11 protein-coding genes are annotated in these 12,113 nt (G+C 45.1%); 2 read left to right on the top strand and 9 right to left on the bottom strand.

The annotated features are described in order from the left end of the window. Positions 1 to 51: 51 nt before the first annotated feature. The 8 genes from hisS to QTN95_RS04705 form a co-directional block, all read right to left on the bottom strand. Positions 52 to 1,320 carry a histidine--tRNA ligase gene (hisS, locus tag QTN95_RS04740; protein ID WP_269377615.1) on the bottom strand — a complete coding sequence of 423 codons (1,269 nt, stop codon included), beginning with the start codon at positions 1,318 to 1,320 and terminating at the stop codon, positions 52 to 54. Positions 1,321 to 1,365: 45 nt separating this feature from the next. After that, positions 1,366 to 2,484, bottom strand: a complete 1,119-nt coding sequence (ispG, locus tag QTN95_RS04735) for a flavodoxin-dependent (E)-4-hydroxy-3-methylbut-2-enyl-diphosphate synthase (RefSeq protein WP_331416537.1) — start codon at positions 2,482 to 2,484, stop codon at positions 1,366 to 1,368. An 8-nt stretch (positions 2,485 to 2,492) separates the two neighbouring features. Continuing rightward, on the bottom strand, positions 2,493 to 3,467 hold the full coding sequence (gene rodZ / locus QTN95_RS04730; protein WP_331416536.1) for a cytoskeleton protein RodZ: 975 nt from the start codon (positions 3,465 to 3,467) through the stop codon (positions 2,493 to 2,495). 326 nt (positions 3,468 to 3,793) lie between these two features. Then, the gene (locus QTN95_RS04725) at positions 3,794 to 4,921 is read right to left on the bottom strand and encodes a bifunctional tRNA (adenosine(37)-C2)-methyltransferase TrmG/ribosomal RNA large subunit methyltransferase RlmN (RefSeq protein WP_331416535.1); all 1,128 of its coding nucleotides are present in this window, start codon (positions 4,919 to 4,921) and stop codon (positions 3,794 to 3,796) included. 170 nt (positions 4,922 to 5,091) lie between these two features. After that, entirely contained in the window at positions 5,092 to 5,520 is a 429-nt protein-coding gene (gene csdE, locus QTN95_RS04720) for a cysteine desulfurase sulfur acceptor subunit CsdE (RefSeq protein ID WP_331416534.1), read from the bottom strand. Between the two features lie 15 nt (positions 5,521 to 5,535). After that, positions 5,536 to 6,345, bottom strand: a complete 810-nt coding sequence (tcdA, locus tag QTN95_RS04715; RefSeq protein WP_331416533.1) for a tRNA cyclic N6-threonylcarbamoyladenosine(37) synthase TcdA — start codon at positions 6,343 to 6,345, stop codon at positions 5,536 to 5,538. Positions 6,346 to 6,437: 92 nt separating this feature from the next. Continuing rightward, a complete protein-coding gene (gene mltA, locus QTN95_RS04710; RefSeq protein WP_138970489.1) occupies positions 6,438 to 7,541 on the bottom strand; it encodes a murein transglycosylase A in 1,104 nt (367 codons plus the stop codon). Positions 7,542 to 7,626: 85 nt separating this feature from the next. After that, on the bottom strand, positions 7,627 to 8,016 hold the full coding sequence (locus QTN95_RS04705; RefSeq protein WP_331416532.1) for a DUF2850 domain-containing protein: 390 nt from the start codon (positions 8,014 to 8,016) through the stop codon (positions 7,627 to 7,629). A 240-nt stretch (positions 8,017 to 8,256) separates the two neighbouring features. Between QTN95_RS04705 and argA the strand changes: the two genes are divergently transcribed. Both argA and QTN95_RS04695 read left to right on the top strand, forming a co-directional pair. Further along, entirely contained in the window at positions 8,257 to 9,594 is a 1,338-nt protein-coding gene (gene argA / locus QTN95_RS04700; RefSeq protein ID WP_331416531.1) for an amino-acid N-acetyltransferase, read from the top strand. A 203-nt stretch (positions 9,595 to 9,797) separates the two neighbouring features. Next, entirely contained in the window at positions 9,798 to 9,974 is a 177-nt protein-coding gene (locus QTN95_RS04695) for a hypothetical protein (protein WP_171052109.1), read from the top strand. Positions 9,975 to 10,000: 26 nt separating this feature from the next. On the opposite strand, the gene recD is transcribed toward QTN95_RS04695, so the two are convergent. Continuing rightward, on the bottom strand, positions 10,001 to 12,112 hold the full coding sequence (recD, locus tag QTN95_RS04690) for an exodeoxyribonuclease V subunit alpha (RefSeq protein ID WP_331416530.1): 2,112 nt from the start codon (positions 12,110 to 12,112) through the stop codon (positions 10,001 to 10,003). Position 12,113: the final 1 nt, after the last annotated feature.

Below are 12,113 nucleotides of genomic sequence, written 5' to 3'. Positions count from 1 at the left end.
TCTTAAAAAAGTGGCGATACTCATCACCACTTTTGAGAATAGATAAATTGTTTAAACTAGCTCAGATAGTTTTGCGATAACGTCTGCTTGGCTGTATGTATCTTGTGTACCACCAATCAGATCTTTCAGTACAACTGTGTTATCCGCAACTTCGTTTTCACCAAGAACCAATGCGACCGCTGCGCCGACTTTATCCGCACGCTTGAACTGCTTCTTGAAATTACCACCACCAAAGTGGTTCATAACACGTAGACCTGGTACCTGCTCACGCAATGTTTCCGCTAGCTTCATACCCGCCATCATAGTGCCTTCACCCGCTGTGACCATGTAAACGTCAACGCTACGACGAACTTCAGTTAATTCCAAAGTTTCAAGCATCAATACTAGACGCTCTAGACCCATAGCGAAGCCAACAGCAGGTGTTGCTTTACCGCCTAACTGTTCAACCAGACCATCATAACGACCACCACCACAAACGGTGCCTTGTGCACCTAGGCTCTCAGTGATCCATTCAAATACAGTGCGGTTGTAGTAATCCAAACCACGAACTAAGCGTTCGTTAACTGTGTATTCGATACCAGCAGCGTCAAGAAGTTCACAAAGTCCTGCAAAATGTTCTTTAGACTCTTCACCTAGATAATCAGAAAGGCGAGGTGCATCGCCAAGAATCGCCTGTACATCTGGATTCTTTGTATCCAAAACACGTAGTGGATTGGTATGCATACGACGCTTACAATCATCATCAAGAACATCAAGGTGCTGCTCTAAGAAAGCAATCAGTGCGGTACGGTAGTTCGCACGATCATCCAGCGAGCCAATAGAGTTAAGCTCAAGACGTACATGCTTATCGATACCCAGCTCACGCCATAAGCGCGCTGTCATCATAATAAGTTCAGCATCAACATCAGGGCCATCTAGACCAAATACCTCAACACCACACTGGTGGAACTGACGGTAGCGACCTTTCTGTGGGCGCTCATGACGGAACATCGGTCCCATGTACCACAAACGCTGCTCTGAGCGATCAATCAGGCTGTTTTCAATGCAAGAACGTACACAACCCGCAGTGCCTTCTGGACGTAGAGTCAGGCTATCGCCATTGCGGTCTTCAAAAGTGTACATCTCTTTTTCAACCACATCGGTTACTTCACCGATTGCACGGCTAAATAGATGGGTCATCTCAACGATTGGCATGCGCACTTCATTGTAACCGTATGCGCTGATTACGTTTTTCACTGTGTTTTCAAGTTTTTGCCACAGTGGTGATTGAGTTGGAAGGCAATCGTTCATGCCTCGAATTGCTTGGATTTTCTTTGCCACAATATCTACCGTTAGGTTAATTACTTAGCGTAATCTAGGTTGAGATTAATCTTGTACTTTAATGTCGATACGTTGTTTCTCGTCAAGAATCGCAGCCTTGGCACGAATCTTCGCTTCAAGTTGCGCGACGAGATCATTGTTATCAAAACGCTCTTTTTGACGTTTGCCGTCTTCGTAGAAAGCACTCTTCTTGTTGCTTCCTGCTAGTCCTAGATGCGACACTTCAGCTTCACCCGGACCGTTAACGACACAACCGATAATCGAAACATCCATCGGTGTAATAATATCTTCTAAGCGTTCTTCGAGTGCGTTGACCGTACCAATGACATCAAATTCTTGACGAGAGCAGCTCGGGCACGCAATAAAGTTGATACCGCGTGAACGAATACGCAGTGATTTCAGAATATCGAAACCAACCTTGATCTCTTCAACTGGGTTAGCCGCTAAAGAGATGCGCAGCGTATCGCCAATCCCTTCCGCTAATAACATACCAAGACCAACAGAAGATTTAACCGCGCCAGCACGAGCACCACCCGCTTCGGTAATACCTAAGTGCAGCGGCTGATCAATTTTCTTCGCCAGTAGTCGGTACGAATCGACAGCTAAGAAGACATCCGACGCTTTTACACTGACTTTAAATTGGTCAAAGTTGAGACGGTCTAGAATATCGACATGACGCATTGCTGATTCAACTAGGGCTTCTGGCGTTGGTTCGCCATATTTCATCTGGATATCTTTTTCCAGAGAGCCACCATTAACACCAATACGAATAGGAATATTGTTGTCGCGAGCACAATCGACAACTGAACGAATGCGCTCTTCGTTGCCTATGTTGCCTGGGTTAATGCGTAAACAGTCAACACCGTACTCAGCAACTTTAAGTGCGATTCGGTAATCAAAGTGAATATCCGCGACAAGTGGGACATTGACCTGTTGTTTGATCAGTTTAAATGCTTCGGCTGCATCCATAGTTGGTACAGAAACTCGCACTATGTCTGCACCGACATTTTCCAAAGCACGGATTTGAGCAACAGTCGCTTCAACGTCTGTTGTTCGGGTGTTGGTCATTGACTGTACTGCGATTGGTGCACCGTCACCAATAGGTACATCGCCCACGTAGATACGAGTCGATGGACGACGTTTGATCGGAGATTCGTATTGCATAGTAATTTCTAAGGTAAGTTGAATCTTGCTACTTTGCCTGAAGTATACCCAGAAAGGTCGACAGGTTCACTCGCTAATGTCATTGAAACGTTTTCAGGGGCACCTAAAATGACGCTATATGGCAAATTGCCACTTAATTCGAGCGTCTGCCCTGCTTTTTTCACACCAGTCGATAATGTTTTACCTGAAGAGTCCTTAACCTGGATCCAGCAATCATCTGAGAAAGTGAGTTTGAGCAGATTAACAACCGTGTCGGATTGCGTCGATTGAACTGACTCAGACACAGGCTCTGCTTCCGTAGTATTAACGTTTTGCTCTAGCTGTTTTTCAGGCTGAGCTTGTTTTGCAACTTCTGGGACAATTTCTGTCTCTAGAGGCGCTTGAGAATCTGGTTGTTCTAACACGGGTTCCACTTCTGGCACGTCATCGGCATTAGCATCGAGCGCAACCTCTGGTTGCGGCTGCGCACTTTCTAAAGTGGTAAAGTCGAGCTCTTGGTTAGCAGTCTGCTGTTCAAGCTCAATTTCCTGCTCTGTTTGGCTGGTTAAGTCGAGCATGGTCGTTTCTTGGTTTTGCCACCACCAAACGGAAGAGATACCAATAATGACCGCAAAGATCCCCCAAGTAAGGGTCATAATACGGCTGTCATGGGCTTCACGTTTGGTTTTTCGTGAAAAGCTCTTCATCTCCTGAGGTTCTGGCTTAGTTTCTTCACACCCGTCCAATGCGCAAAGGACGACGGATTCTTCAATTCCTACCGCTTTAGCGTAAGAACGTAGATAACCGCGAGTAAAGGTCGCAACCTGATCAGAAGCAAAGTTGTTGTTTTCGATATTCTCAATGACTGAAAGACGGAGACGGAGACGGTCGGCAATTTGCTTTTGCGATAAACCAAGTTGCTCACGTTTGTTCTTTAATAGCGTACCCGCTTGTACTTTTTCTACTTGCTCTTCGCTAGCTGGAGTTTGTTGTTCAGCAGTCATGATGGTAATAATTCTCTTCTCGTTAGTGCCTTGCTAATTCGCATCTTAATTATTTATTTTTCGTTGAATGCGAGATAACCAAGCCCTGAAATAATTCGAGGTCAAAGCCTCATTTAATAAAAAGTTACGCTCCACTCAATAAACAGGGGAATACCCCGAAAGCGTTAACCTTTAATTCTAATAGATATCATAGATGAAACAACACAGAGAAAGTGCATATTTTACAAGCAGCTCAAGGTTTTTCGTTATTTTGACATAAATATCGCTACACGATGTAACAAAAAAGCCAGAGCGAAGCTCTGGCTTTAGTAAATTCTTACACGTGATTATGAAACCGCTTTAATTTCGATGGTCTCACCTTTTGCGGCTTTGTTGATCGCAGTACGTTTAGTACGGTCGATGACATCACCCACCAACTGACCACATGCTGCATCAATATCGTCGCCACGTGTTTTACGTACCGTGACTGTGTGTTCGTACTGCATCAACGTTTTCTGGAAGCGGTCGATACGAGAGTTGCTTGGCTTCTTGTATGGTGAACCTGGATACGGGTTAAACGGAATCAGGTTGATTTTACAAGGCGTGTCTTTGAGTAGCTCTGCCAACTCACGTGCGTGGTCCATGTCATCATTAACATGGTCAAGTAACACATACTCAACGGTTACCTTGCCGCGGTTAGCGTTTGAAGACGCAATGTAGCGACGCACAGATGCCAAAAAGTCCTGAATGTCCCAACGGTCATTGATCGGCATGATTTCACTGCGAAGCTTATCATTTGGTGCATGCAGCGAGATCGCTAAAGCAACGTCAATTTTACCCGTCATCTGATCAAGACCAGAAACCACACCTGAAGTGGACACAGTAACGCGACGCTTTGAAAGACCGAAACCTAGATCATCTAGCATGATCTCAAGTGCTGGGATCAGGTTTTTCATGTTCAGTAGCGGTTCACCCATCCCCATCATAACGACGTTAGTAATTGGGCGACGACCAGTCTCTTTCTGTAGACCGATTTCACGTGCAGCACGCCAAACCTGACCAATAATCTCAGACACTTTTAGGTTACGGTTAAAGCCTTGTTGCGCCGTTGAACAGAACTTACACTCTAACGCACAGCCTACCTGAGATGAAACACAAAGCGTTGCACGGTCATCTTCTGGGATGTATACCGTTTCAACGTCTTGATCACCCACCTTCATAGCCCACTTAATCGTGCCATCAGAAGAGTGTTGTGCTTCCGCCACGGTTGGAGCTTTAATCTCACAACGAAGCTCAAGTTTCTCACGTAACTTCTTGTTAATGTTGGTCATGTCTTCGAAGTTATCAACACCGAAATGGTAGATCCACTTCATTACTTGATCTGCACGGAATGCTTTTTCACCGAGCTGGTCAGCAAAAAACTTACGCATACCTTGACGATCAAAGTCGAGTAGATTGATTTTTTCAGTGGTCATGTGGCCTCTCAAGCGACGGAACATTAAATAAGGGCGCGAATTGTACAGCCTTTACGCAGCGACAACAAGCATTGTAAAGCCACGTATTTATTAAGGCGTTAATATCGCAATGATTAAATTTTAAACAGTAATAATCAGTCCGCCTTTTTGACAGGCTGAATAGGAGAAAATTATTGGGCGACTTGCTTTATCTTCTCAACAATCGCTTTAAGACCATTACCTCTGGAAGGGCTCAGGTGTGCAATCAGACCTAGCTGTTCGAAATAGCCATCAGTATCAAAGCTCGCGATCTCCTGAGTGGTTTTGCCATCGAATGCAGCCAGCACCAGTGCAATCAGACCTCGAACAATGCGTGCATCAGAGTCAGCACAGAAATACCACTTGTCTTCTAGCTGTTCGTGAACCAACCAAACCTGACTCTCACAACCTGCCACCGTCACATGTTGCGATTTTAGCTCTTCAGGCATCTGAGGTAGTTTTTTACCCCACTGGATAACCTGACGATAACGATCTTCCCAGCCTTTGAAACCTTGCATAGTCGCAATGATATCTTCAACGCTAATATCGTGGCCAAATGGAGATTGAGGAAACGACGACATAGAAAAATCCACCTGTTACTTACTGTGTTTTTGGATTAGCTTTTCAACAATGCGAGATACGGCAACAAAGCCAAAGGTCGCCGTCACTACCGTTGCAGCACCAAAGCCACTCGCACAATCCATACGTTTTGGGCCTTCCGCTGTCGACTTAACGCCACAAACCGTGCCGTCTGCTTGAGGGTATTTCAACTGCTCAGTTGAAAATACACAATCAATGCCAAACTTACGTGCTGGATTGGTTGGAAAATTATGATGGCGACGTAGCGTATCTTTGATTTTTTTCGCTAGTGGGTCCTGAATCGTCTTAGTCAAATCAGCGACCTTTATCTGGGTTGGATCAACCTGACCACCAGCACCACCAGTGGTAATGACTTTGATTTTGTTACTACGACAGTAGGCAAGTAAGGACGCTTTTGCTTTTACGCTGTCAATCGCATCGAGTACATAGTCATACTCTTTACTCAAGTATTCGTGCTGATTGTCAGGAGTGATAAAGTCATCGATCAGATTAACTTTACATTCTGGGTTAATCAGCTTCACTCTCTCTGCCATCACTTCGATTTTACTTTGACCAACAGTACCAGACATAGCGTGGATCTGACGGTTAATATTGGTTACACACACATCGTCCATATCGATAAGTGTCAGTTGACCAATTCCGGTACGAGCTAAGGCTTCTACCGCCCATGAACCCACGCCACCAATACCGATGACACAAACGTGCGCAGCACGCAAAATCTCGACTTCAATGTTACCGTAAAGACGGCGAGTGCCACCAAAACGTTGGTTGTAATTATCAGAAGCTGGAGTATCGAGTTCACGCATATTGGTTTTCCGCTTGGTACAAAAACAAAGAGTGCGATTTATACGCACTCTTCAATAAAAAGTCTAGATGAAGGAGACGAGTCCTTGTTCAACTATTGTCGCTTTTCCGGTGGCAATGCCCAAGGCGCTTGAGTCGTTGAGTTTTCAAGACCCAGCTTCCATACACGACCAAAGTGTTTGTAGTGCCCAGCTTCGATCCCCGCTCTCGGTCCCATGCCGTGATATAAATCAAGATGGTTCTGCTTTACAGCCCCACCGGTATCTAACACGACCAAAAGACGGAGCTGATGTGCGCCACTCCATGAACCATCTGAGTTCAGCAGAGGTACTTCAGCCAATATAGGCGTCCCCATAGGAAAGATACTGCGGTCGCCAGCAACCGACGCCATAGGCAATAATGGAATTCCGGCAGAACCTGTTACTGGCGCATCCGCGCGCGGTTCAAAGAAAACAAATGATGGATTTTGCTCTAGAAGTTCACGAACAGTCTCTTCATCGTTTGCCAGAACCCATTCCTTGATCGCTTTCATTGACATTTTCTCGCGTGAAACGAGCTCTCGCTCAATCAACACGCGTCCAATACTCACGTACGCTTTGTTATTTTTGCCGCCGTAAGCGAAGTATTCCAAAGTATCGTCATCTTCAAAATGAACAAAACCACTGCCCTGAACCTCCATTAAAAATGGATCTATCATATTGGCAGCATAGCCGAGCTCTAATCCTTGTCCGCTAAGCGCACCATCATAAATTTGTGCACGAGTAGGACAATCACTTTCACAAGCGGGTTTACCATAAACCGGATATTTGAAGACCTCGTTCGGTTGATGACGAAGCTCCATGACTGGAGAAAAATATCCCGTAAATAGGACATTGCCTTTTTTATCTCCACCACCTAGCTGTGCAGCCTGAATGCCGAAGTTAGCAAACTCTGTCGGCTCACCACTTTGAAGAATCCACTCATTGAGTTTTTCATACAAAGGTTGGTATGTGGCCGCCAATGAGGGCGAGTTATCGACGACCAATTCAGTCTGACGATGGAACTCAGTAAAGTCACGAGGTTTGTCAGACTCAACAAGTGAGGATTTATTCAAAATCGAATTGAATTCATCATCGATATATTGCTGAGCACGATCGGTGGGTTGCGCACAGCCAAACAAAACGCTGACTGCGGCGATAGGAAGATATTTTTTGAACACTAATTTTATTCCTTTCAAGCGATGCTAAGAGCATGACAAACTTGACTGAAATACGCAATTAGCCAGCCGTTAGTGAATGTTAATTTTAATCGTTTTCTGACAATCGATACACCGGCTGGTAGTGAGGCTCGGAGATAAGTTGTAACTCAGTCAACTCTTCATTGAGCACTTTAAAGCGACGAGTCTTATCTCCAACTTGATACTCAAGATATGTCCCGTTCCAGGAGTAGTGTGTGTCTACAACCCCACCATCAATCGCGACTCCCGCAGGTGTCACGACAAACGCTTCTGCAGAATAAGACGCGACGTTCTGTTCAGTCCAAGTCCCATAAAGATTCGACTTAGGGTATTTTTTCTCTAGATAGAAGTCATAAAGAACATTGGCCAACATAACGGCACCAACAGCTGCGACGATCGCTAACAGCAAAATGGCTCGCTCTATGAGCTTCTTTTTACCCTTACTTACACTACTCACTTTCTTTACTACCTACCCATCACTAGTATGGAATTCACTCTCTAAGTGTCGTTCAAAATATAGACAATTTCGAATCAAATCTCCTAGCGCCGCTCAGAGTGACGCATTATTCACAAGTTCAGCTAGAAGAAATACTTATACCCAAGCCTAAAAACAATAGATTTAGACGCTAAAAAACGCTTGCCGAAAAAAGAATAAAATTGCAATATATCTGTATATAAATTCATTACGGAAGATATTGTGAAGATTCGAAGTACAGCTCTGGTTAAGGGGTTCAGACAATCCGCTCCCTATGTCAATGCTCACCGAGACAAGACCATGGTTATCATGATCGGCGGTGAAGCTGTAGCAGATGGAAATTTTGCCAATATTATCAGCGATCTCGCACTGTTGCATAGCTTGGGCGTGAAAATTGTATTGGTCCATGGAGCGCGTCCACAAATTAACAATCTTCTTGAACAAAATAATCATCACACGCCTTACCACAAAGGTATCAGGATCACCGATGAGACATCTCTCAACTACGTCATGCAAGCCGCAGGGCAACTACAGTTGAGCATTACCGCACAGCTATCGATGAGCCTCAGTAATACGCCGATGGCCGGTACTCAACTCAACGTTGTCAGCGGTAACTTTGTCATCGCTCAACCGCTCGGTGTCGACGATGGCATCGACTATTGTCACAGTGGGCGCATAAGACGTATCGATGCACAAGGCATCAATCGTATGCTTGATCAAGGTTCGATCGTTTTACTTGGCCCTATCGCCAGTTCAGTGACCGGAGAGTCTTTCAACTTACTCTCTGAAGAAGTGGCGACCCAAGTCGCAATAAAATTAAATGCCGATAAGTTGATTGGCTTCTGTTCTGAACAAGGCATCATTGATGAATATGGCAACGCGGTCGCCGAGCTGTTTCCCAAAGACGCAGAACGGATTCTGTCTCGTCTGGAAAACGAACGCGGCAGAGACAATGACTCTTCTTCGGGGACTTTACGTTTCCTTAGAGCAGCAACAGCAGCATGTCGAGCGGGTGTTCCACGTAGCCACTTGGTCAGCTACAAAGTTGATGGCGCACTGATTCAAGAGCTTTTCTCTCTCGATGGTATCGGTACTCAGGTCGTTGAGGCGAGTGCAGAGCAAGTCAGACTTGCCGATATTGACGATATTGGCGGCATTCTTGATTTGATTCGCCCATTAGAAGAGCAAGGCATTCTTGTCAGACGTTCACGTGAACAACTTGAGCAAGAGATTCATCAATTCACCATTATTGATAAAGATGGGCTGATCATTGGTTGCGCAGCTCTTTATCCTTATCCTGATGAGAAAATGGCAGAAATGGCGTGTGTGGCCATTCATCCAGAATACCGCGATGGAAATCGAGGACTATTGCTGCTTAACCATATGAGATTGCAATCAAAAGCTCAGGGGATCGAACAAATTTTCGTCCTGACGACTCATAGTCTCCACTGGTTTAGAGAGCAGGGTTTCCATGAAATGGGTGTCGACTCTTTGCCATCACACAAGCAAAACTTATACAACTATCAACGTAAATCGAAAATACTCTCTTTACAGCTGTAAGACGTTGATATTCTCATAGTTGCGCTTGAAGCGGTGAATTTTCCTACATCATTCACTTTATTTCATTCATCAGATTGTTTAAAATTCGAGCTCCCAAATTAATGGGAGCTAAATAGGATTCACTTATCCGCTTAACTTATTCGCAAGTTAAGTCGCAAGGATTGCTTGAGGTAACTCACTACGTCACTTAGAGCAAACTGTCGATGAAAAAAATTATCTGTAACTCAGTCCAGAGTTTTTGGGATATGGCAGACAATGAACTGTTAGAAAATCTAGACGTTCACTGCGTCTTTCCCGTTACAGAAGGCTTAAAAGCATTCATTTTGAACTATCAAAAAAAATACCGCATTCGCAGTATTTCTTTCACTAAAGCACTTTAACTTTTGCATTCGATAACCACGGAAGGTTATCCATTCGCTTGCAACCGCTCTATCAATCCACTTGCTCGCTCAGTCCGAACCTTAATGCCTCTTTTCATCACTCTATCATCGACATACAAGCTCAAACGCTTCTTGGCTCGCGTGATCCCTGTATAGATCAACTCACGTGTTAAAATAGGGGTAAACTCAGGTGGAAGAATCATTAGAGTATGCTCAAACTCACTGCCCTGTGACTTGTGAATCGTCATTGCGTAGGCGGTTTCATGCTCTGGAACTCGACTTGGCAGCACCGATTTCACGCTACCATCCGGAAGTTCAAAAAAGACTTTCAACCTTGGCTGACTGTCTGACTGATCAAGCATACAGATACCAATGTCACCATTGTAAAGCCCTAGCGAATGGTCATTGCGTGTCACCATTACTGGTCGACCGTGATACCAAATTTCGTCCTGAACCTGAATAAGTTTACGTGCAGCCAAGGCGCGTTCAATACGCAGATTTAGCCCTTTAACCCCAAAGTCTCCCTCACGAATAGCACACAACAAACGACAGCGTGAAAATAGTTCCAATACGGCTTTCGCTTTATGAGCCGCGGTTTCAAGTTGACCGGTACTAGCATCGTGTTGCGAAATATTCATACGTTTGAGGTAGTCGCTGTACTCGTTGACTAGGGATTGAATTAATTGACTGTAGTGCTGACTATCGATAGGAAATCTGGCGATATCAGCAAACTCTTTTTGCCACACCCAATCGACTTTCTGTGCCGAGCCTGCGTTGACCGCCTGAGAAAGTTGACCGATACCTGAGCGTGCATCAAAACGGTAGCTCTTTTTGAGCATACACAAGCTATCGGCTATCGAAGGTTGAACATTATTTGTCTGAGCCAGTGTTGTATAGCCCGTTAAACGCGCCACTTGCGTCGCTTGTAACTGACTGAAGCCAAAATGACTAAACGAACAAATATCCCCAAGCACCGCTCCCGCCTCTACCGAAGCAAGCTGGTCTTTATCGCCAAGTAAGATCAAACGCGCATGCTTAGGTAACGCATCAATCAATTTGTACATCATCGGCAGATCAACCATAGAGGCTTCATCGACGACAAGAATATCTAAGTGAAGTGGATTATCTTGGTTATGTCGGAACTCTGCGCTGTTTGGTATCGCGCCCAATAGACGATGAAGGGTACTTGCATCTGTAGGAATCGCTTGCTTGAGCGCTAACGATACTGGCAAACCAGCAACCGCTTTACCTATCGATTCCGTCAAACGGGCTGCTGCTTTCCCCGTCGGCGCTACTAGTTTAATGGTTGGGTATTCATTATTGCTTTGTGCTTGCTCGATAAGCGCTGCAAGTAATTTGGTTACCGTTGTTGTTTTACCGGTTCCCGGTCCACCTGAAATCACCGCAAAACGTCGGCTCAGCGCAACCGCTGCCGCAACCTTCTGCCAGTTAACACAAGCAGCCATAGGGACCAACTCATCTAACACCAACAAATCAGAGACACTTTTCGCCGCAACAAGCTTTTGGTCTATGGTAGGCCAATCCAAGATTTCCTCGCACACGACGTCTAGGTGATCGCAAACCATACGCTGACGAAGCACCGAATTTAGCTCTCCAGATTCAAAGCTTTTCTTAATATCTTCAAATAGATAGCGATAATTTCTGGCAAAAAGATGATCGAGCAGGTCTGCGAGCTTTTGTACTTCAGTAGGCTTTTGGATCATAGGTGACCCAAAGCTATTTAAGCGTTCGGCTAGCGCGACTTCGTAGTGCCAATAGCGATGAAGGTAGAGCCGTTTACCATCAAATATTAGTGGCAGCGATTCTCCCATTGTTCCGACTAATGGCGCCGAACTAAGGCACTGATGCCAATCCACTCCGACCAAGATTTGATTAAGTTGATGGGCAGCCTCACCAAAAAGACCAAGCTTTGAACTGAGATCAACCACCTGTCCCTGAGCATCGTTCAATGGAAGACAAATATGACCTTTTCCTAACTCACTACTCACCACTCCGGCAATGAACCCCAGATATGGGTCATGAGATTGAGACTCGATGAATCGAGCAAATTGATAATCAAGTTGTCGGATACCGCCTTTCAGCGCTAACTGCTTGAGGGTTTGAACTAGATTCATCATG

The sequence above is a fragment of the Vibrio sp. M260112 genome (assembly GCF_036533775.1).
GTDB lineage: Bacteria > Pseudomonadota > Gammaproteobacteria > Enterobacterales > Vibrionaceae > Vibrio.
The sequence above is the reverse complement of the archived record's forward strand: the minus strand, read 5'-3'. Positions and strand labels throughout refer to the sequence as shown.

What these genes read in the sequence shown, in the direction of transcription:
- QTN95_RS04695 (WP_171052109.1), top strand. Translation starts at nt 9,798, where the DNA reads ATGAAAAAAATTATCTGTAACTCAGTCCAGAGTTTTTGGGATATGGCA.
- tcdA (WP_331416533.1), bottom strand. Translation starts at nt 6,345, where the DNA reads ATGCGTGAACTCGATACTCCAGCTTCTGATAATTACAACCAACGTTTT.
- rodZ (WP_331416536.1), bottom strand. Translation starts at nt 3,467, where the DNA reads ATGACTGCTGAACAACAAACTCCAGCTAGCGAAGAGCAAGTAGAAAAA.
- QTN95_RS04725 (WP_331416535.1), bottom strand. Translation starts at nt 4,921, where the DNA reads ATGACCACTGAAAAAATCAATCTACTCGACTTTGATCGTCAAGGTATG.
- recD (WP_331416530.1), bottom strand. Translation starts at nt 12,112, where the DNA reads ATGATGAATCTAGTTCAAACCCTCAAGCAGTTAGCGCTGAAAGGCGGT.
- csdE (WP_331416534.1), bottom strand. Translation starts at nt 5,520, where the DNA reads ATGTCGTCGTTTCCTCAATCTCCATTTGGCCACGATATTAGCGTTGAA.
- ispG (WP_331416537.1), bottom strand. Translation starts at nt 2,484, where the DNA reads ATGCAATACGAATCTCCGATCAAACGTCGTCCATCGACTCGTATCTAC.